At 64.9% G+C, this 20,496-nt stretch carries 12 protein-coding genes; 4 read left to right on the top strand and 8 right to left on the bottom strand.

Annotated features, from left to right (window positions below; genetic code table 11):
• Window positions 1-56 precede the first annotated feature (56 nt).
• Window positions 57-2,669 (bottom strand): beta strand repeat-containing protein, encoded by a 2,613-nt coding sequence (locus tag ACFWZU_RS00740; RefSeq protein WP_439699495.1) that lies wholly within the window; start codon window positions 2,667-2,669, stop codon window positions 57-59.
• Between ACFWZU_RS00740 and ACFWZU_RS00735 the strand changes: the two genes are divergently transcribed.
• Both ACFWZU_RS00735 and ACFWZU_RS00730 read left to right on the top strand, forming a co-directional pair.
• Window positions 2,663-4,888 carry a phosphoadenylyl-sulfate reductase gene (locus tag ACFWZU_RS00735; RefSeq protein WP_439699494.1) on the top strand — a complete coding sequence of 742 codons (2,226 nt, stop codon included), beginning with the start codon at window positions 2,663-2,665 and terminating at the stop codon, window positions 4,886-4,888. The two genes, ACFWZU_RS00740 and ACFWZU_RS00735, sit on opposite strands and share 7 nt — an antisense overlap.
• Window positions 4,889-4,975: 87 nt before the next feature.
• Window positions 4,976-5,590: a class I SAM-dependent methyltransferase gene (locus tag ACFWZU_RS00730; RefSeq protein ID WP_439699493.1), complete on the top strand. Its 615-nt coding sequence runs from the start codon at window positions 4,976-4,978 to the stop codon at window positions 5,588-5,590.
• Window positions 5,591-5,603: 13 nt separating this feature from the next.
• On the opposite strand, the gene ACFWZU_RS00725 is transcribed toward ACFWZU_RS00730, so the two are convergent.
• Entirely contained in the window at window positions 5,604-6,467 is an 864-nt protein-coding gene (locus ACFWZU_RS00725) for a lysylphosphatidylglycerol synthase domain-containing protein (RefSeq protein WP_439699492.1), read from the bottom strand.
• 463 nt (window positions 6,468-6,930) lie between these two features.
• On the opposite strand from ACFWZU_RS00725, the gene ACFWZU_RS00720 reads away from it, so the two are divergent.
• Together ACFWZU_RS00720 and ACFWZU_RS00715 are read left to right on the top strand one after the other, a co-directional pair.
• Window positions 6,931-7,875: an NAD-dependent epimerase/dehydratase family protein gene (locus tag ACFWZU_RS00720; RefSeq protein WP_439699491.1), complete on the top strand. Its 945-nt coding sequence runs from the start codon at window positions 6,931-6,933 to the stop codon at window positions 7,873-7,875.
• Window positions 7,876-7,895: 20 nt separating this feature from the next.
• Entirely contained in the window at window positions 7,896-8,975 is a 1,080-nt protein-coding gene (locus ACFWZU_RS00715; protein ID WP_439699490.1) for a glycosyltransferase family 2 protein, read from the top strand.
• 181 nt (window positions 8,976-9,156) lie between these two features.
• Here ACFWZU_RS00715 and ACFWZU_RS00710 read toward each other — a convergent pair whose 3' ends face one another.
• The 6 genes from ACFWZU_RS00710 to ACFWZU_RS00685 form a co-directional block, all read right to left on the bottom strand.
• A complete protein-coding gene (locus ACFWZU_RS00710) occupies window positions 9,157-11,259 on the bottom strand; it encodes a hypothetical protein (protein ID WP_439699489.1) in 2,103 nt (700 codons plus the stop codon).
• Window positions 11,260-11,430: 171 nt separating this feature from the next.
• Window positions 11,431-14,181, bottom strand: coding sequence for an LTA synthase family protein (locus ACFWZU_RS00705; protein WP_439699488.1), 2,751 nt, complete (start codon window positions 14,179-14,181; stop codon window positions 11,431-11,433).
• A gap of 299 nt (window positions 14,182-14,480) precedes the next feature.
• Window positions 14,481-16,277 (bottom strand): sulfotransferase, encoded by a 1,797-nt coding sequence (locus ACFWZU_RS00700; RefSeq protein WP_439699487.1) that lies wholly within the window; start codon window positions 16,275-16,277, stop codon window positions 14,481-14,483.
• A 191-nt stretch (window positions 16,278-16,468) separates the two neighbouring features.
• Window positions 16,469-18,079, bottom strand: coding sequence for a filamentous hemagglutinin N-terminal domain-containing protein (locus tag ACFWZU_RS00695; protein ID WP_439699486.1), 1,611 nt, complete (start codon window positions 18,077-18,079; stop codon window positions 16,469-16,471).
• A gap of 304 nt (window positions 18,080-18,383) precedes the next feature.
• Complete coding sequence (locus ACFWZU_RS00690) at window positions 18,384-19,967, bottom strand: ShlB/FhaC/HecB family hemolysin secretion/activation protein (protein WP_439699485.1); 1,584 nt, start codon at window positions 19,965-19,967, stop codon at window positions 18,384-18,386.
• A 123-nt stretch (window positions 19,968-20,090) separates the two neighbouring features.
• Window positions 20,091-20,459, bottom strand: coding sequence for a hypothetical protein (locus ACFWZU_RS00685; protein ID WP_439699484.1), 369 nt, complete (start codon window positions 20,457-20,459; stop codon window positions 20,091-20,093).
• Between the last annotated feature and the right edge of the window lie 37 nt (window positions 20,460-20,496).

Genomic DNA, 20,496 nt, shown 5'->3' with positions numbered 1-20,496 from the left:
GTTCCTGCCCTCGGCGGGAACGGTGGCGCCCGTGGCCGGTCCGCAGACGCGACCGCCTAGCGCCGGTTGTCGACAGGATGCGTGTGGAAGCGCGATGGCGCCAACCGCCCGTAAGTGACGCTTCCATCGTCGGAGCGTGTGCCGCCGTAGAAGGCGTGGCCTTGCGTGTCGAGGCTGCCGTCGGCGTAGCCCCGGGTCACCGAATCGAGCGCGAAGTTGATCCATGCGCTGGCGTTGGTGATTACGTTGCCGCCGAGCACCAGCGGGTGGCCGCTCATGAAATGCATGCCCGCGCCGCTGGCCGAACTGCCCGGCAGGACGTTGTTGAACTCCCCACCCGTGGTGATCGTGCCGGTGCCGAGCGTGCCCGGTAGCGCGTGGCCGGCGGCGTCCTTGGCGATGGTGCCGAGGTAGATGTAGCCGGGCCAGTAGAAGTCCTTAGCGGCGGCAGTCTGGATGTTGCCCGTGGCCTGCAGCACCAGGTGGGTGTTGGGCCAGCTGCCCGACGCCACGGTATCGCCGGCGTGCACGGTCGCAAGCACCGGGTCGTTGAGGACCACCGAGCCATTGACCAGGATGTTGAAGGTCGCCTTGCCGTTGTCGGTGCCATTGGTCTGGTAGGCCACCGGATCGAGCGTGAGCGCCAGCGAGCCGACGTCGGTCACCGTGATCGGCAGGTAGTTGTAGCGGAAGCTGGTGCTCAGGTACGGCGCGATCTTTACCCGGCCAGTGACGTTGAACGACACCCACGGATGGGCACCCGTCGCCAGGATGCGCCCGTTCGGCCCAGCAAATACGTCGCCCAGCGGCAGCAACGTCCGGCCGGTCAGCGAGCGATAGCCCATCGCCACGGTACCGCCGGCCACGGTGCCCTGCAGCATCAGGTTCGGGTGTGTGTCGGCATCGCTGCCTTCGATCCGCACTTCCGGACCGGACACGGTCTTGCCTGCAGCGATGCGGATGTCGTAGTCCGAACCGGCGAGGTGGCCGCCATCGATGTAGACCCCGTAGTTGACCGTGTCCACGTCCGCCATGACTTTGACCTGGCCTCCTCCGAGGGTAATTCCCTGCGATGCATACAGCGGCGCGAGCTGCGTCATGACGCCATTGTGAGCCACGACGGACGCGGCATTGATCCTGTTGTTGCCGCCAATCGGATTGCCTGCGACCCGGACCGTTCCGGCGAGCATGGCGTCGTTCCATGCATCGATCGCGAGCCCGCCATCCGCGCTGACGTCGATCGTGCCGGTATTGCTGAAGCTGCCGGTCGAGTCGTTATCGGCGGCAGGCCCTTCATGGTCGGTGTTGGCGGAAAAACCAGCGACGCCCACGATCGTGCCGCTGTTGCTGATCGAGTAGTCCGCGCCCGGACGGAAGCTTGCCGCCGACGCATCGGAAAGGGTCTGGATCTCATCCATCGCCTCGATCCGGCCGGTGTTGACCACGCTGCCGTTCGAGACCTGCATCCAGGTACCCGCCCCGCCGCCGGCGAAGATGCCGCTGTTGTCCACGTCGCCGCCGACGATCTGGATGTTGTAGATGCCGTCGTTGGTGACGCCCAGATAGCCACTGTTGGTCAGTGCGCCGCGGATCACCAACCCGTCGGTTTCCATGTGGTCGGAGTTCACCAGCCCGCCTCCTTGCGTGGCTACCAGGCCGCCATACAGTGGCCCGTGGTTCTCGATGCCGCCCGCGGTGGTGGTGATGCTGTCGAACGGCACGGTGCTGCTTCCGAAGCTGCCGTTGTTGATCAGGCCGCCTACGGTAAGCCGGTCGCCACCGCTGCCCGATGCGTTCACGACACCTTCGTTGTCCAGCACGCCGGTGAAGCTGTTGAACCCGAGGCGGAGCGCGCCGGCGTTGGTGAAGGTCCCGGCGACTTGCACGGTGACGAACGAGCTGGCCAGGTCGATATCACCGGTACTGGTGGCGCTGCCGGCCGATTCGATGGTGCCGCCGCCGAAGACAGCAGGCGCGCCCGCACCCAGGTTCAACTGGGCCGACGGATTTTGCGCACCCGTACCCGAGCTGGGCAGGCCTGACCGCAGACTCACCGGAGCCGGGCCAGACACGCTCGCCAGGTCGACCGTGACCACATTGCCACCCGTCACCAATACGGACGAGCCGGCCAGCCTGGAACCCTGCACCAGGTTGACGTCGCCACCGCTGCCGGCGTAGTCCGGCGAGCCATTGAACGTGCTCTGCTGCGTCGCATCCATGGCGTTGGCGATCAGCCCGATTTGCCCGCTGGCCGTCATGTTGCCGGTCGCGCCTACGATGATCCCGTTGCGGTTGGCGACAAATACGGAGACGTTCGATCCCTGCGTGTCGACCGTGCCGAGAATCTGCGATGCCTGGCCGCTACTGTCGATGTTGAGCACAGCGTTGCTGGTGGCGTTCGCGCCGGCGAAATGCAGCGTGGCATTGGCGCCCACGTTGAAGCCCGCGGGTTGATCGGCGTTGAGGCTGCCGCTGCCCCAGTCCACCACCGCGATGCCCGAGCTGTCGTCGCCGACGGTGATGGTCTGCACCCCGTTGGCGATCGCGCCCGCCTGTACCGTGCCGGCAACGATCGTACCTTTGCCCGGCAACTGGGCGGCCGTTGGCGTCACCCCTGCCACGGCCGCTTGGCCTGCCAGCGCCAGCGTGATCGAGGCCGCCATTGACATCGCCTTCACGTCCTTGCCCATTGCAATGCCCTCTCCGCCGGGCCGGGCCCGGTCACCTCGCCCACTATCGAGCGCCACCCTTGCGGTGGCGCGCCCCCAAGCGGACGCGAGCTTACTCCATCGCTCGCCCGACCGTGTCGTCGGGCGACCGGCACCAGTCGCACATCAGGAGCAAATCGACGAGCATGGGACCGATGGACGCCAACGAAGACGCGCCGAGCCCCGCCCGGACGCCAGAAGCGAAGCTGGCACATACGCTTGACCTGCTGCGGCAGATCGCGGCCATCTACCAGCCGGCCGCCCTGTCGACGGCATTTGGCCCGGAAAGCATGGTGCTGATCGACCTGGCGGCACGCCATGGCGTAGCGCTGGAGGTGATTTCGGTCGACACCGGCCGCTTGCCCGAGGCAACCCACGTGCTGATCCAGCGCGTACGGCGGCGCTACGGAGTGCAGGTGCGGCTGGTCCATCCGGAGGCCGCCGAGCTCGACGCATGGGTCGCCGAAAACGGGCCGAACGCCTTTTACGACAGTCCGGCGTTGCGCCGCGCCTGCTGCCGCGTGCGCAAGGTCGACCCGTTGCGCCGGGCGCTGCGGGGCAAGCGCGCCTGGATTACGGGGCTCCGCCGCGAACAGAACGCCAGCCGTGCCGCGCTGCAGGAAGTCATGTGGGACGAGGCGCGCGGGTTGTACAAATTCAATCCCATGCTGGAATGGACCCGCGAGGAGGTATGGGCCTACCTGCACCGGCACGGCGTGCCGTACAACGAACTGCACGACAAGGGCTATCCGAGCATCGGCTGTGCGCCCTGCACGCGCGCGGTTGCCGAAGGCGAGCATGAACGGGCGGGACGGTGGTGGTGGGAAAACGACACGCCGAAGGAGTGCGGGCTGCATTTCGACCCCGCTACCGGGCGCCTCCAGCGCATGCAGGCACGCCCCGTGTTGGCCGAGCCCGGCACTTTAATGCCAAACTCGAACTTTTCAGGGAAAAGGCCGACTTCTGCGGCCGGGAGAGCGAAGATGAAAGTATTGATCCTCGGTGGCGACGGCTTCTGCGGATGGCCCACTGCGTTGCACCTTTCGCAGCAAGGCCACGAGGTGGCGATCGTCGACAACCTTTCCAGGCGCAAGATCGATGTCGAGCTCGAGTGCGACTCGCTCACCCCGATCCGCCCGATGAGCGAGCGCCTGCGCGCATGGAAGGAGGTCTCCGGCAAGGAGATCACGTTCCACAATATCGACGTCGCGGTGAATTACCGCCGCCTGCTCGACCTGTTGCGCGAGTGGCGCCCCAACGCGATCGTCCACTTTGCCGAACAGCGCGCCGCGCCGTATTCGATGAAGAGCAGTGCGCACAAACGCTACACGGTCAGCAACAACCTCAACGCCACCAACAACGTGCTGGCGGCGGTGGTGGAGAGCGGCCAGGACATCCATATCGCCCATCTGGGCACCATGGGCGTTTACGGGTACGGCACCGCCGGCATGAAGATTCCTGAGGGCTACCTCAAGGTAAAGGTCGAGGTGGAAGGCGGCGAGCTGGTCGAGAACGAGATCCTCTACCCGGCCAACCCCGGCAGCATCTACCACATGACCAAAACCCAGGATCAGCTGCTGTTCCATTTCTACAACAAGAACGACAAGGTGCGCGTCACCGACCTGCACCAGGGCATCGTGTGGGGCACGCAGACGGCGGAAACGCGCAAGGACGAGCGCCTGATCAATCGTTTCGATTACGACGGCGACTACGGCACCGTGCTGAACCGCTTCCTGATGCAGGCCGCGGTCGGCCACCCGCTGACGGTGCATGGCACCGGCGGGCAGACGCGCGCGTTCATCCACATCCAGGACACCGTCAAGTGCATCCAGCTGGCGCTGGAGAACCCGCCCAAGCGCGGTGACCGGGTGCACATCTTCAACCAGATGACCGAGACCCACCGTGTGCGGGACCTGGCGCGGATGATCGCCGAGCGCACCGGCGCGACCATCGAGAACCTGCCCAATCCGCGCAACGAGGCCGACGAGAACGACCTGTTCGTGGCCAACGACCGCTTCCTCCATCTCGGCCTCAACCCCATCACCCTGAGCGAGGGTTTGATGGAGGAAGTGACCGAGATCGCCAGGAAATATGCCGGCCGCTGCGACCGCACCAAGATCCCGTGCGTCTCGCTGTGGAACAACAAAACCGAGGCCCGAGCGCAGACGGACAAAGCATAGCCCTACCTGCCTGCACGCCGGCTAGGCAGGCTACTGTGTAACGCCACCAACCTGCCTAGCTGGCAAACTGGATGAGCTACCTACGCAATGAAGCAAAAAACCGAAGCGGTCCCATATCTTGGGCAAAACAACGCTGCACCATTGACCACATGGTTGGCCCGCGCCAGATCCAAGCGGGTCGCTCCATTTCTCAAGGGCCGCATCCTGGAGCTTGGCTGCGGAGCAGCATCGCTTCTCGAATCGAAAGCTATCCGCGACTCCATTAGCTCCTACGCTGGCGTGGAAGCTCTCCAGAGCAGCGTGGATGAGCTTAAAAGCCGGTACCCTGCCCATCATTTCGTCGCTGTCGACCTGGATTCGGCCGATTGGCCGATCGAAGACAAGTTCGACTGCGTGCTGGCGCTTGCGGTGATCGAGCACCTGTGGAATCTGAAATCGTTTCTTCAGAACGTTAACAAGGCACTGGTGGACGGCGGACTATTCATCCTTACCACGCCGACTCCGTACGGAAACCACATCGTTCTGAGAAGCCTTGCCTTCTTGGGGCTCGTACGCAAGGACGTCGTCAACGATCATGTCGCCATTTTTAACAAGACGCTATTCCGTCATGTGTGTGAGGAGTTTGGCTTCAAATTGGAGCACTACAGCAAGTTCCAGCTCGGGGGAAACCAGCTCGCTGTGCTGAGAAAGCTCTCAACGTGATGAACGCGGGCAATCACACGCCGAGATGTCTTCGTGCGTGAAAGGCCTGGCTAAGAAGAAAGAGCACGCCCAAAAACACGAGGAAGACGGCTCGATCCAAGGCGCTCGCGGCCATGATTGTGGCGGTCTCGATATGGTGCAAGCTTCTGGTTAACATCAAAAACGATTCGCGGATGCCGATCGCCCCAGGGGTCAGCGCAACGAATATGGAAAAGTTCGCGGCGCCGGTGTAAGTCACGACCTGCGACAGCGTGATACTCGCGTCGATCGTACGTAACTCGCGCCCGAAAATTGCCGCCTGCGCTGCCACCTGACAAAAACTGGCCGCAAACAACAACGCGATGTTGAGCAAGCTGGCTCCTTCCGTCACGGTGGCTTGCGTACGGCGTTGATAGATACCGAATACGAAACAGCTCCCGGCTATCACTGCCGCAATCCCGACGCATGTTTGCCACCACGGGCGACTGGACACCAGAAGCATTACAGCACTAACGATTGCGTAGCAAACGTAAAAGAGCAGGGTCGCCAGTATGTAGCGACTATAAGACAGTTGATGCCTTTTTTTCATATACAGCCCACGCACCGCGACCCCGCCCTGCCCAGGCAGGAAAAAGTTCACGAGCGTGGAATACGCATTAAGAATGATGTTTTCGCTCGCGCGCAACGGCTTACCGCACACGCGCAATGTTGCGTGCAGGGCCAAGCCCGCCGCGCCGAACCACGCCAGGTATAGCAAAAACACCTCAGCGAGCACATGCAGCGGCGTGTGCCTTAGCTGAGCGGCCAACTCAGGATGGCGCCACAGATAATCGCAAAATACGACAACGGTGAGCAGCAGAATAAGCGCGCGAATGGCGCGCTGCAGGAACTTCTTCATGGCATCGCCTTATTGTCCCGTGGCGGCCGCTTGTTGCCCGCAGCAGAAAGTACCGATATGCGGCACGGATCGTAACCACGAGGTCGATGGGCGACCAACTATACAGCACGCACTTCAGAGAGCGGGCCCCGGACCGATTTCGAGCTGAACATACGCATGCCTGGTCACCCGGGGAGGGTGTCGAGGATCGAGCACGTGCGCGTCCACGCCCACGTGAGATGCCGCTATGCAGCGAAGCCGACGGCAAGGGCGGGGCCTCTTCGCGCGACAACTAGCGACATTCGCTTTGTTTCGCCCACTTTGTTTACCATGGGTAACGTGGCTGCCGGCGGGCGGCCGATAAGTGAGCCAGGCACCGCTTGCAAGCGGCAGCTCAACGCATAAGCTCCTGATGCTCAGGTAATCTACCGGCGGCGCGTGGCGTGGAGCGCCTCAGACGAACCATTGACAAAAAGGCACCCTAATGGCTGACATGCTATATAAACGCGTTCTGGTGACTGGCGGAGCGGGTTTCATCGGTGCCAATCTTATACGCATGCTGATGGACCAGGAGTCAGAGGTGGTTGTCGTCGATAATCTGTCGACCGGCGACCGAGCCTATCTCGAGGGGCTGGATGTCGAACTTTACGAAAAAGATATCCGCAATCCAGATGATCTTTTGCCGTGTTTCGACGGCGTGGACGCCGTCATCCACTTGGCCGCCTATGGCAACGTGGTCGATTCGATCCAGTCTCCTGTCGAGAATTTCCGAGTCAATGCGCAAGGCACCCTGAATGTGCTGGAAGCGTCACGGGCGGCCGGGGTCGAAAAATTTGTCATGGCTTCGACCGGCGGCGCCCTCATGGGAAATGCTCCTCCGCCTGTGGACGAGCACTCCGTTCCGCAACCGATTTCACCGTATGGTGCAAGCAAATTGGCAGGCGAGGGCTATTGCAGTGCGTACGCCACGTCATACGGCATGAATACCGCGTGCTGCCGCTTCGGCAATGTTTACGGCGAATACAGCGCTCACAAGCAAGGCGTCATCACACGTTATATCAACCAAATACACCTGGACCAGCCGATCACAATCTATGGCGATGGTGAATCGATGCGGGATTACATTTACGTTGGAGATCTATGCAGGGGCATCCTCAAGGCCTTGGCACAAGACACGGGATCCTTCAACGTTTTCCACCTGGCTACCGGATCGGGAACGCGCATCTCCGAACTTGCGGACCTCATCTACTCTTTCTTCCCGGACAGGCCGCGCCGCATCCGGCACGAACCCGCCAGGACAGGCGAGGTGGACAAGAATTTCGCCAACTATGCCAAAGCCCAAAAGGCGCTTGGCTTCGAACCACACCTATCGCTTCGCGAGGGCTTGGAGAAAACCGTCAACTGGTACCGTCAGCACGTGCTCCGTTGATTCATCTGGGAAGCCTCCTTATGCAAGACTTTTTTCTGAACTCCTTTCGCCCGGTCAGCATCATCATGGGCGCGGTTATGCTGATCCTCTCTGCTCGGCGTCTGCGTGATTTCGCGACCGCACGAGCGCGTGATCAGTATCTTTTCGTCCTCGGTCTCCTGCTGATCATCATCAGCGTGCTACCTGCGCTCTTGCGCGTGGTGGCTACCCGATTTGGTCTACCACCATCTCAGAACGGTGGCATCATCCTCGCGATGATGCTCGCCATCGGCATCCTATTCGTGCTCAATCTCCAGTCACTCGATCGAAACGAGGTCAACAAGCGAAAGCTCGATCTTCTGAATCGAGCCTGCTCGCTGGAGCATTTCCGGGCGTCCGAAGAGTTCGCGAAGGTCCCGCCCAAGGCGCAACGTGAGACGCTGTGCATCGTGCCTTCCTACAACGAGGCGGACAATCTTGTTCATCTCATCGAGCGCTTCGCTGCACTGCGCGAGTTTGGACGAACGCTTACTGTCGTAGTTGTGGACGATGGCAGCAGTGATGACACCGAGGAAGTGGTCCGGGCGTCCGGATGTGTCTACTTCCGACAGTTGACCAACCGCGGCCAGGGCTCTGCGCTCCGCTCCGGGTATAACCTGGCCATCGACCTGGGCTACATGTACGCGATCACGATCGACGCTGATGGACAGAACAACCCCGAGGAAATTCCCTCGCTGATCATGCCGCTCGCACGCGACGAGGCCGACGTTGTAATCGGGTCGCGCATCCTCGGCAAGCACGACATAACTGTCATCTGGCGGCATTGGGGCGTGAAGTTCTTCACTGCCTTGTTCAACCTTTTGAGCGGCCAGAAAATCACCGACATCTCCAGCGGATTCAAGGCCATCAAAGTGACCTCACTGAAGAAACTCAACCTCTATGAGGATCAGTTCCAGGCGTCCGAGTTCCTTATGCTGTCGGCCAAGACTGGCGCCCGCTTCCGTGAGGTGCCCATTCACTTCAAACAGAGACACTCGGGGAAAAGCAAGAAAGGGAACGATCTGTTCTACGCAATCAAGTTCTGCTCGGTACTGTTTTTTTCATGGATCCGCTACCGATAGCGCGACACATCGCGCCCGCGGCGTCCGCTTAGACTGCCGCCGCCGACGCGCGTGACCTGATGTATATCCGCTGCCCGCTGATGGGAGATCTGCTGTACAGGTTACTTGCCCCGGGCGGCTGAGGGGTCGCGCAGGCCATGTGCCACCGCGCATACCCCGTGAGTATGGGGCCAACTGTTAGTCAACGATTCCCATACCGGGATGCGTGCGATTGCCAGGTCACCGACACGTTGCAGAACCAGTTGTGCTGCGCGGTCCTTGGCATGGCCAGGTCAAGGATGAATTCGGCCGGGTAGCGGTCGGCGTCGATCTTGATGTCGACCGTCTGTCGGTGGCTCGCGTATGACATCTGACCTTGATAGAAGGGTTCGCGCTGGTCTGCCCGGTAGGCTGCAATATCGACGCCCGGCGCGCATTCACGCCGGCTCAGTTCGACGTGGAGGCTGCCCTTGTGAGGGGCGGTCAGACTGACCAGTGTTCCGATTGCGGTCCCGGGCGGAAGCGGCACTACTTCAATAGATCCGTCAGTGAGGCGCTGGTAGGTCTTGTAGTTGAGCCGCAGCGACTTTTCCACGTCATCGCTCGGGTAAACCAAATCGAATTTTGGAGGCACGGCCGCCGCGACCGGCTCCGTCACCCCACCCGAATCCTTGTAACGCGCACCGCACAGAGAGACCGGCCCCGTGGTGTTAGTCCGCATCTGTAGGCAATCTTGTCTCGAGAATTGGATGCCGAATAGCGGCAATTGCGGCAGGGGCGGGTTCCTGCTGGTGTAGAAAGCGACGAAGATTGGACCACGGTGGTGGGCCAGTTTGTTTCGGATCTGGTCACCAAGGCCATAGTGGAAGAACTGCTGATTGCACCACAGGCCCGTCTTGAAGCATTCGGGGATCCCCACGAAGGAGGCGCCCGGGTTTTTCGCCTGGATGAGTGGAGCAAGCAAACCCATGGGCTGGTTTGCCATTATCACTAGGGAGTTTTTCGGCAGTTGCGGCGCATTGGAGGAAAACGTTTTCTGGCTATAGCCGATCCGCGGCACCTCTGGGTAGTGCGTGAACCCCAACAGAAGGAACGTGAATGCAGCCACAGCCCAGGATCTAGGTGCCGCCAGTCTCTCGACTCCCGCGCGGGTCAGTAGCGCCACCATGATCGCGACCGTGCAGAGCGAAGCCATGGCTTCGATGACGATCGCGTAACGCAGCATCGAGAAGAGCACCAGCCATACGATGTATGACGCGGCACAGAAGAACACCATCACCGAGAGGCTTCTGGTCGAGGTCCTTGTCCCTTCCTTCTTACGCAGCCATCGACCTGCGCAGAAGTAAACGATGCAGGCGACATAGAACGCCGCGATACGGCCATCTCGGAACGGCAGCTTGTTGTATACGGTTGGCTTGTCGTTCAGCCAGTAGAACGGGTAGAAAAGCCATTCACCGATGTTGGACGGCAGGTATTTGACGAGCTGGCCTGATGCTGGCGCGCTGAAGGGCGAGACGAATACGTTCGCGAGCATGGGAAACAGCGGGTTTCCCGTGGTCTGGTACAGGTGCCAGGCCCATGGCCCGTAGGTGATCAGGAACAGCACCAGGAAGCCGACCCCATAGGCCACCAGGGCGCGCACGACCGGTCGCAAGCTCCACTGCTGGAAGATGATCGCCAGGCCCAGCGCCGGCACGTACACCGCGGCGGTGAGCTTCAGCCCGGCCGCGGCACCGACCAGCGCACCCATGGCGACGAAGCGGCCCATCGGCACGCGGCCCCCTTGCGGGGCGGCAGGCGTAGTCAACAGCAGGTAGACCGCGGACAGTACCAGCGCTGCGACCGTCACCTCGTTCGTGGTCGTTCCCGCCTGGGTCCACGCCGACACGCCGGTCACCGCGAGCACGGTGGTGGCCACGGTGAGGCAGCGCCGCTCCCACGGCCCGACGGCAAGCGCGGTGCTGAACAGTTTCCGGGTGATGTGGAAGACGACGAAGATCAGGAAGCCGTAGGGCAGCCCGGCGAGGAAGCTCACCAGCCGGGGCCGCGAGGGGAACCACTCCATGGCGGCCAGGTAGTAGGGAATGTCCAGCCAGGGATGGAAATAACCCTGCGACCCGGCGACGTACAGGTCCTTGCCCCAGCGGTCGTGCAGCAGGCTCCACGGGTTGTAGATGTGGTAGTTGGTGATGTCCCACCAGTTGTCCTGCCCGCGCAGGAGACTGATGACGCCACCCAGCACCAGGAATAGCAGGAAAGCCAGCCATCCGAAGGATGCGTGCAGTCGCTTCCGGTCGATATTCATTCGCTCCCCAATGCCCTTTGCCCCATTAGGCTCCGCCACTGTACCGAACGGTGCGCGATCCTGAAAACCGGCTGGTGCGACCATGGAACCGCCGCTGCTGGTGCGAACGCATGGCTGGTGGCCGGGCCCGACGACGCCCCCACCGCCGGCCGGGGCGGGGGCGATCACCGGCTACTGAAGTCCGGACAGCGACGTCGGCTGATCCAGCGCCGGGCCATCGAGCTTGCTCACGCCGACCGAGAACCAGTCGCACGAGGACACCTGGTTGCCCTTGTCCACCTCGATGCGGAGCGTGTGGCCGCCAGCCAGCTTTACCGGCAGCTTCCTCGCGTAGTCGCGGTCGACCAGCAGCCGCGGTACCACCGGCTTGCCGTCCAGCGTCACGGTCAGGCCGACCAGGCCCCCCTCCCTGCCCGGCGAGTTCATCGCCTTGCACTCGGGAGTTAGCCGGTTGATCTGCGGCGTCAGCTCCAGGTCGTCCGCGCCGGTCACGTCGAAGTCGATCCACGTGCTGTGGTCCTCGGACGGATGCATGAACAGCTGGGCGTCCTGGTCGATGCGGAAGGGCGCTGCGCCCGCCTGCTGGCCTTTCTCGCGTCCGACCAGCCAGGTCAGGTTGGCCATCTTCGAGGCGACCTGCTTGCGCCGGTTGGGCACCAGGCTGCCCAGGGCCGCGATGTCACCGTCGATCGGGTCGGCGGCCAGCAACCGGGAAGGAGCATGGCGGGCGACCTCGACCATCGGCGTGGAGGCCGGCACATTGCAGCCGGGCGTGTAGCAGAGCATCTGCGCCACGCGCACGTTCACCCGGTCGCAGATGTCGGTCTGGTTGCCCTGGTCGACGCGCAGGGTGAGCCACCTGATGCCGCGCGTATCGAGCGTCGCCAGACGCAGCGTTCTGGGCGTCAGGCGGGCGCGGTAGAGGACCCGCCCGTCGGCCTCGACAGTGATCGCTGCCGCGCTTGCCTGCGGGTTGCCAATGCACTCGGCGGTCGGCTGGGCCATGCTTGGCCGCAGCGTGAGCGAGGCCATCCCCCCGTTGAGGTCGAAGGAAATGGCCGAGGCATCGGCGCCCTTGGGCGCTAGGTGCAGGTCACCGTAGCGCAGCGCGATCTCTCCACCCACCTGGCGCCCGGCCTCGAGCTTCATCAGCGTGTCCAGGGCGTGGTCCTGCCCCACGAACACCGTCCGCGGCTTGTCCGTCGTGGGCGCCACCCGCGCCACGTTGGCGGCGGCGATGTTGGCGTATTCGGCCAGCACGCGCGCACGGTCCTTCGCGTCGACCGTCGGGTCCTGCGCAATCATCCCGGCGAGCGCATTGGCCAGCACGTGGCCCTGCAGCGGCAGGCCGGCCGAGCGCATCAGCAGGCCTTGCTGCAGGTACGCCCATTCCACGTCGGGCGGCTGCGGGATCGGGAAATTGGCCCACAGCCGGTACGGCGGGAAATGCTTCTGGGGCGGCTTGCCGTCCTTGAAGCACAGTTGTTCGTAGACCGGCGGCAGCGCGGGCAGGTGGTCGCCGTAGAACAGCACAATGGTGGGGCGCCCGCGGCGCTTGAGCGCATCGAGCAGAAAGCCGTAGGCCTTGTCGGCGTCGATGGCATGCGCCACGTAGTCGGCCAGCTGGGCCCTCGCCTCGCCGGTCACCTTGTCGGGCAGGCCCAGCGCCGAGTCGTCCTTTGGCGCGAACTGCCCCCACGGCCCGTGGTTGTCCATGCTGACCGCCATCACGAAGGTCGGCCCGGTGGCCGAATCGAGCTCGGACAGGATCGCCCGCGTGAGCGCCGCGTCGGTCACGTGGCCTCGCTCGGAGAAGTCCCGGGGATACACGAAGCTGCCGATGTCCTGGAAGGTCCCGAAGCCCATCTCGGGCATGGCGGTATCGCGCCGCCAGAACCCGCGCTTGTTCGGATGCATGGCCAGGGTGGTGTAGCCGAGCCGGTCGAGCACGCGCGGCAGCGCGTCGATCGGGTGGTCGACCAGTTCGTAGTACGCGAACATCGAACCCGGGTAGTAGGCGATGGGCGCGCCGCTGATCGTCTCGAACTCGGTCTGCAGCGTGCGGCCGCCGAATACCGGGACATGCAGGTTGCCCGGCAACCCCGGAGCGACGCCCGCTACCCGCTGGAGTACCGGCGTGTCGGAGAAGCCGCACAGCTGCGAAGGCTCGAAGAGCGATTCGCTCTGGATCACCACGATGTCCGGGCGCACGCCGGTGCCCGCGGCATTCACCTCCCGCTCGGCCTTGCGCACCAGCGGTTCGTTCCAGAACGCCTTGATCGCCGCCGGGTCCGGCGGGCGCTTGACGTCGCGCGCAGTCATCCGGCCCAGCAGGATGTTGCCGGCGACGCCAACCCGCTGCGCACCGACCACCTGCTGGAAAACCTCCCAGCGCAGCGGGCGGATCACGTCCGGCGCGCGCCGGTTCCACAGCAGCACGCCTGCCGTGACCGCGACCGCCACCAAGCCAGCGCGGAATGCCCAGTGCGCCCGGCGTTCCCGCCGTGACACCCACCACAACGCAATGGCGACGCCGATCAGCGCCAGCCCGCCAACGGCCAGCATGGCCGGGTGCAGGAAACCCAGGACGAGCTGGGGATCCTTGAGCAACCCGCCAATCACGGTGAAGTCGGCGTACACCAGGTCGGTGTCAAGGAAGGTGACCTTGGTGTGGTCCGCATACGCCAACGCCGCAAGCAACCCGGCCTCCACGGCAAGTGCCAGCCAGGCACGGCCGCTCAAGCCCCACGCAAGCAACATCGCCAGCAGCGGAATGACGGCATTGGTCAGCTGCGCTGGCAACGGGCTCGCGAGCCCGAGGTAGGGGTCGATCACGGTCGACATGAATACGGCCAGCACCAGGACAGCGACGACCCTGGCCGCTGCCTTCCATGCGGACCGGGGGTTGGGCGTGTTGTTCATCGAGGCTCTCCAAAGCCAAAAAAACCGTCCGGCCCTCCCCCCGGTGGCCAGGCGGCGACCGCCAGCGCGGTCGTGTATCGACGATGGACCCGAATCCATCCGGGAGGAGCGCCATGGTTGGAACGCGCACGTGGCTCGCAGCTGCGACGCAAAACCCGTCGCCCCCTTTCTGCTGGTCCTGGCACGATAAGCGCACCCGGCGCAGCGGCCGTTGTCGCGGTGGAACAAAGCCCGCCATGGTAACAGCATGCAGCCCCGCCGCCTCGCCGGATGCACACCACGGTCAGGCGGGACTGGCGCTACCCAGCAGTTTGCCTGCCGTCCTCGACGCCGAGATCGGGCTCGATCAGGTGGTAACCCAGTGCGGCTGCCAGGCCACCACAGAGGGCCTGCAACGCACGCCAGTCTTCTGCATCCAGGCCCCGCCGCCGCCGCGTGCGCACCTGCGATGGTTCGAACGGGGCGATCGGTCGGCCTGCACGCGACGCCAGGGGTCCAAGCAACGCGGCGATCCGCGCAGCCGGGTGGGCGACGAGTTCCTCGTAACGCACGACCGTCACGCGCGGGTGGTCGCGCCAGCGCAGCACCTCCTCGGCCAACATGCGCCACCACGCCGCCCTGCGCCAGGCGGGATGCTCAAGCGCGGCGATCCGTTCCAGCGCACCGCGATGGCGCGCCGGCAAGTAAGGATCGGCCAGTCCTCCCACCGGTAGCTCGCGTGGATCGCCGGAAGCGAGGTGGGCAAAGGTTACTTTCCATGAGGCGAGCGTATCGGCCGGGTGGCGGATGCACATCGCCACCCTTGCCTCCGGCATGACGTGCAGCAGGCCATCGAGGCGGGCCATGTAGGCAAGCGTATTCTTGCTGGCCATCACCCAGTCCCGGTTGCGAAGGCGCGGCCGATATTCGGTCCTCGCCTCTTCGACGGCGGTGTCCTCGGTCACGCAACCGCTGGAATCCAGTTTGTTCTCGACCGGCTCGCCCGCGTCGATCGCCGCTCTCAGGTCCGCGTGGACGACCGGAACCATCCACGGTTCGGGTCCGAACCGCAGCCCGTCGAACAGGATCTGCGGCTCGTTGATCACTGCGAGGTTGTCCAGGCGATCCAGGCAATGACAGAGATAGCTGGTACCACTGCGCGGGACGCCGGTGATCAACAGGTTGCCAGGTACCGCCCTGGACCGCCGCCCTTGCCACGACCAGCGCGAACGCGTTCCGGTCCGGTTCCGGCGCAGCAACGCGTGATGCACGCGCTGCCAGCCCGGCTCCGCTGCCAGCCGTTCCTCCAGCCAGGGGTGGCGCTCGCAGATCACCGCGACGCGGGCGAGCATGGCATCGTCGCGCGCGATGGCGGTCGCATGGTGATAGTGAACGATGTATGGGTCGTCCTGTACGGGCTTGATGTGGGCCGGGTAATTCCACGCGTCCCCAAGGCAGCAAGGCTCCATGTCCAGAGCCGCTGCGGCCAGCGGCAGGGCGATCTGGTCCAGCCAGGGCCGGCGCGGATGGATGTCGTCCATGGCGTCGATGTCGCGCGCGATGCGCTCCCACTGCCGCGCCAGTTCGACTGCGCGCGTGCTGGCCACCAGGCCGGCATTGAAGTATGGAAAGGTCAACTCGAGGCTGACGGTCGTGACTGTGCGCGCGCGCGGCGCATCGAGATCGAACCTGCCGTACAGCCGCTCCCACATGGCGGCATCGTTGAAGGTCGCGAGGTCCGCCGGCTTGGCCGCCATCGCGTGGCTACGCAGCGGCCCCCACTCCAGCGCCCGCATGCAAAGCATGTCCGAGTCCAGGAACACGCGCAGGCCCCGTGGCTCTCCGGCTCCAAGCGCAGCCACCTTGTTGCCGATCGGGTAATCGGCGGCCAGCGGATTGCGGATCGGCACACAGCTGACGCCAAGGCGCGCAAGCCCCTCGGCGGTCGCTGGCGGCAACTCGCGCGGCGTGGCCGCCACCAGAACCAGATCGGGATGGTCTTCCCGCAATGATGCGGCAAGCAACAAGGCCTGCATCTCCAGGCGGCCCGGCTCGCAGACGAAACACACGCTCGGTGGGACGACCGCGTGGGCTTCAGGATGCGCGGCTTCGGTCATGTGAACTCCGGGAACGCAGGCCATGGCAGTGACCGTGGCGGGCTGGTGATGGTAACGGCCTCATCCGCGCAGGGACAACGCGGGAGACGCCACATGCAACCGCTTGAGGCATCGCCACCACACAAGCCGCGCGACGTCGGGCAAGAAGAAGGGGGCCGAAGCCCCCTTCCGTCACCGCATTGCCGCGACGCTTACTGGCGCTGCGTGTGGAACCGCGAAGGATCCATCGGGCCGTAGTTGACCACGCCATCGCCGCGCACGCCGGCGATGAAGATGCCGCCATAGGTGCCGTTGCGATAGCCGGTGGTGAGCGCGTCCGTACCCAGGTTGATCCAGCTGTTGGCGTTGGTCCGCACTTCCAGACCGTTCGCCAGGCTCAGCGGGTTGCGGGTGACGAAGTGGAGACCGCCACCGGCGTCGACGCTGCCCGGCAGCACGTTGCTGAAGTAGCCACCGGCCAGCGTGATGGTGCCGGCGCCGAGCGTGCCCGGCGCGGCCGAGCCGTTGCTGTTGGTGCCGATGTTGCCCAGGTAGACATAGCCCGGCCAGTAGAAGCTGCCCTGGGTGCTGATGTCACCGGTCGACTGCAGGACCAGATGGGTGTTGGGCAGGACGAGCGCGCCGGTGGTCGCCGTGGTGGTTCCGTAGTTGCCCACGTTCGCGATGTAGACCGGCGAGACCAGCCTCACGTCACCCGTGACCAGGATGTTCGCCGCGGCCTTGCCGTTGGAGGTGCCATTGGTGGTGTAGTTCACCGGCTCCAGTTCGAGGGAGACGCCGCCACTGGTGAGCTGCGTGATCGGCAGGTAGTTGTAGCGGAAGGACGTGTTGAGGTACGGCGCGTTCTTCACCTTGCCGGTGAAGGCGATGCGCACGTTCGAGGCGACCAGCCTGCCGGAGGGACCGGAGAAGACGTCGCTCATCGAATGGCTGAAGTCCCCCACGGCACCGCCGAGGTTGATCGTCTGCCCGCGCACGGTGCCCTGGATGATCATGTTCGGCTTGGTGCCGCGCTGGCTGCCGTTGTCCATGCCCATGATGGTGACGGTGTCGGCGCTGACGGTCTTGCCGCTGCCCACGCGCACCGCATAGTCGCTCCGGGCGGCGCCGGCGCTGACGGTCAGCGAGCTGCCGGTCGCGCCGGTGATGTTCGCCAGCATGTTCACCTGGCTGCCGCTGATCTGCGCGGTGTTCTGGAAGTTGACCGCGCCGGAGATCGAGACCACGTCGCCGCCGGTCACCATGACCGTGGCGCCGGAAATCGAGGCGCCCTGCTGCACGGTCACGTCGCCGCCGGTGGTGGCGTTGTAGTCGACCGAGCCGGCCGTACCGTCAAAGCCGCCGGTGCTGTTGAGCGCATTGCCGATCAGGCCGATCGCCGCCGGCGAGGAGACGGTCGCACCGGCGCCGACCACGATGCCGTTGCGGTTGGCCACGAAGACGTTCGGGCCGGTGCTGGTCAGGTTGCCGAAGATCTGCGAGGGATTGCCGCTGCTGTCGATGTTCAGCACGCCGTTGCCACCGGCGAACGTGAGCGACGCGTCGGAACCGATGTTGAAGCCGCCCACGCCAGCGGAGTTGAGGTCGGTGCCGCTGCCCCAGTCGATCACCGTGCCGTTGCCGACGGTGATGGTCTGCGCGCCGCCACTGACGGCACCGGCGGTGGCGCTTCCGGCGACGACCGTTCCCTTGCCCGGCAATTGGGTGGCCGCAGGCGGTGCCGTCTGCGCCATCGTGGTGGTAACACCCAGCGCTGCACTCAGCGCGAGGGCGAGCGAAGCACGGTTGGCATGCTTGTTCATGAGTTCTCCTTCAAAGCTCGATCCTGGATAAGACTGCGCGCTCCGGCCGGCGCCCTCACCGGCACCGGCCACCGCGACCCCTGCCACCACGCATCACCGTCCATGGGTGGTCGGCGAACTCGGCGGTTGGCTGAGCGCTAGCCTCTTCATATGCCGGTGAAGGCAGCGTGTTCCGCAAAGCGGACTCATGTAGCGCGCGTATCAGGCGCACGCGCAGTCCGCGCTTCGCAGGGAGCGAAGCGTGCGTATGAAGGAAATGTGTGCCGTTCGCGCACGGCGGGCGCACGCGGCGCCCGCCGCGAGGTCAGAAGGCGGCCTGGAGATAGAAGAACAGGTGGGCGCGCTGGCCGGCGCGCAGCTTGCGTGGAACCTCGCGCGAGTCCAGCGGCCAGGCATAGGTCAACTGGCTGCTCACGCCCGCGGCCGGCAAGTCGAGATTGAGGCTCACGCCGGCGTCGCTCAGCGCCTGCCAGGTGGGCGCGCGCGGCGCGATGTAGCTGTAGCGCACGGCGGCCTGTTCGCCGAAGACGCTCGGCTGCATGCGCAACGCGCCGAACGACCATTGCGGTGCCGTGACCGACAGCCGCGCCAGGTATCCGCGGTCGCCTACCAGGGTGCCCGGCAGGTAAGCGGCCATGTTGTTCAAGCCCCCCAGCACCCACTGCTCGTGCGACGGCAGGATGTCGGTACTGGCCTGCCCGCTGAGCGCGAACGTGCCGACCCAACCGCCGGCGATCGCCTGGGTGAAGCTGGCATTGGCGCTGTACGCGCGGAAGTGGGGCGTGGGATTGCCGGTACCGCGATCGAACCCGTTGCGCGCGCGGGCGCCGCCAAGCTTCACCTGCCCGCCCAGCGCGAGGCTCGCCGGGCGGCCGAACAGGCCGCCGAAGCGCCAGGACACATCCGTGCCGAGGTTGGCGACCAGATAGCTCTGGTCGCGCAGGGTGTAGGCGTACTTGAAGACGGTGTCACGGGTGCGCACCGCATGCACGCCTTCGCTCAGCGTCCAGCGGCTGGTGTCATCGGCGTACAGGAACTGCGTGCCGGAAACACCCCAGGCGTGGATGTGGCCGATCGGGTACAGCGGAGCGAAGGCATCACCCAGTTCGTACTTGGTGTACTGGTCGTCCAGCTGGTAGGTGCCCCAGGGGCTGACCCAGGACAGCGTGGCGCCCGCCGCCGCGTAGTACGCGCCGCGGGTGTCCTGGTCCAGGCCGGTCAGTGCGCGCGAGTAGCTGGCCTGCAGGGTGACCCCGGCATGGCGGACGTAACCCTGCGCCTGGGCGACCTGGTGGCCGGCGTAGCGGTTGCCGAAATTGCCGACGGTGAAGCTGCCGCCAAGCGGGCTGGCGTCAGGCTGGGCGGTTTGCCCGATGACCATGGTGCTGCCGCCGGCTTCGGGCGCCGGCTTGAAGCTGACCTGCGGCTGCATGCCGTTGGTGGATGCATAGGCCTGCGCCAGGATGCCCTGGCGGATCACGTCGCTGGAAAGCACCTGCTCGTCGTTCTTCAGGCCCTCGAAGAAGCGGGCCAGCGCCGTGGGGCCCTCCACCCGGGTCAGGCGCCCCTGCACCACGTGCAGCAGGACCTGCCGGTCCTCCACCCGCGCCACGATCGCCACCAGGAAATGCCCCTTGGCGATGAACGCGCGGCGCAGCGCGGTGAGCGCTTCGCGCGGCGAGTCGGCTGACTGCAGCGCGGCGCGCACGTCGGCGGTGGCGAGCAGGGTATTGCCCTGGACCTGGTAGGTGTAGCCGTGGCTTTCCACCTGCTGGATGGCCGCTGGCGTCTGTGCCGGCGCGTACGCGGCGGCGGGCGCCATCACCTGGGCAGGAGCTTGCGCCGCGGACTGCAGGAACAGCGCATGGAACAGGGGCAGCATCGGCATCGGTGGCCTGGCCTCCGGGTTGGGAAGGGATCAAGCCGCGCGCCGGCGACCACAAAAGCGGGTCATTCTACGTGGCGCTCTTCGCGGCACAAGGCGCGGCTTGCGCGATGCAGGCGCGCCGCACTAGGGACGGTAGTGGATGGCCAGCGCGGTCACCGCGATCGAGGCGACCGCCTGCCCACCCTGCATCTGGCCACCGGCAGGGTCGAACGCCACGCGTGAGGTGTCGTTGCGCTCGACGCGCTCGATCACCAGGGCGTCGGCGCCGAGGCCGCGCGCGGTGTCGGAGAGCTGGGCGACCAGCTGCTCGCGGGTGGCGGCGCCGGTGGGGTCGGCTACGCGCAGGCGGGCGATCGGCACGAACGGTGCCGCGGGCGCGGTTGCCAGCACGTCCACCGTCTGCGTCGGCGCGAACTGCTGGTCGGTCAGCCGCTGCACGCTGGCGCCGGGTGGGACGGCAGCGCAGGCCGCCAGGCCGCACGCGAGGGTCACGGACGACAACCAGCGCCTGGGCCGGCGTGGCAAGAGG

It is taken from the genome of Frateuria sp. GZRR33 (assembly GCF_051900425.1).
Classification (GTDB): Bacteria; Pseudomonadota; Gammaproteobacteria; order Xanthomonadales; family Rhodanobacteraceae; genus Frateuria_A.
Note: the sequence above shows the minus strand (reverse complement) of the source record. Positions and strands in the feature narration are given on the sequence as shown.

What these genes read in the sequence shown, in the direction of transcription:
- ACFWZU_RS00705 (WP_439699488.1), bottom strand. Translation starts at nt 14,181, where the DNA reads ATGAACAACACGCCCAACCCCCGGTCCGCATGGAAGGCAGCGGCCAGG.
- ACFWZU_RS00725 (WP_439699492.1), bottom strand. Translation starts at nt 6,467, where the DNA reads ATGAAGAAGTTCCTGCAGCGCGCCATTCGCGCGCTTATTCTGCTGCTC.
- ACFWZU_RS00690 (WP_439699485.1), bottom strand. Translation starts at nt 19,967, where the DNA reads ATGCCGATGCTGCCCCTGTTCCATGCGCTGTTCCTGCAGTCCGCGGCG.
- ACFWZU_RS00695 (WP_439699486.1), bottom strand. Translation starts at nt 18,079, where the DNA reads ATGAACAAGCATGCCAACCGTGCTTCGCTCGCCCTCGCGCTGAGTGCA.
- ACFWZU_RS00700 (WP_439699487.1), bottom strand. Translation starts at nt 16,277, where the DNA reads ATGACCGAAGCCGCGCATCCTGAAGCCCACGCGGTCGTCCCACCGAGC.
- ACFWZU_RS00710 (WP_439699489.1), bottom strand. Translation starts at nt 11,259, where the DNA reads ATGAATATCGACCGGAAGCGACTGCACGCATCCTTCGGATGGCTGGCT.
- ACFWZU_RS00720 (WP_439699491.1), top strand. Translation starts at nt 6,931, where the DNA reads ATGGCTGACATGCTATATAAACGCGTTCTGGTGACTGGCGGAGCGGGT.
- ACFWZU_RS00715 (WP_439699490.1), top strand. Translation starts at nt 7,896, where the DNA reads ATGCAAGACTTTTTTCTGAACTCCTTTCGCCCGGTCAGCATCATCATG.
- ACFWZU_RS00730 (WP_439699493.1), top strand. Translation starts at nt 4,976, where the DNA reads ATGAAGCAAAAAACCGAAGCGGTCCCATATCTTGGGCAAAACAACGCT.
- ACFWZU_RS00740 (WP_439699495.1), bottom strand. Translation starts at nt 2,669, where the DNA reads ATGTCAATGGCGGCCTCGATCACGCTGGCGCTGGCAGGCCAAGCGGCC.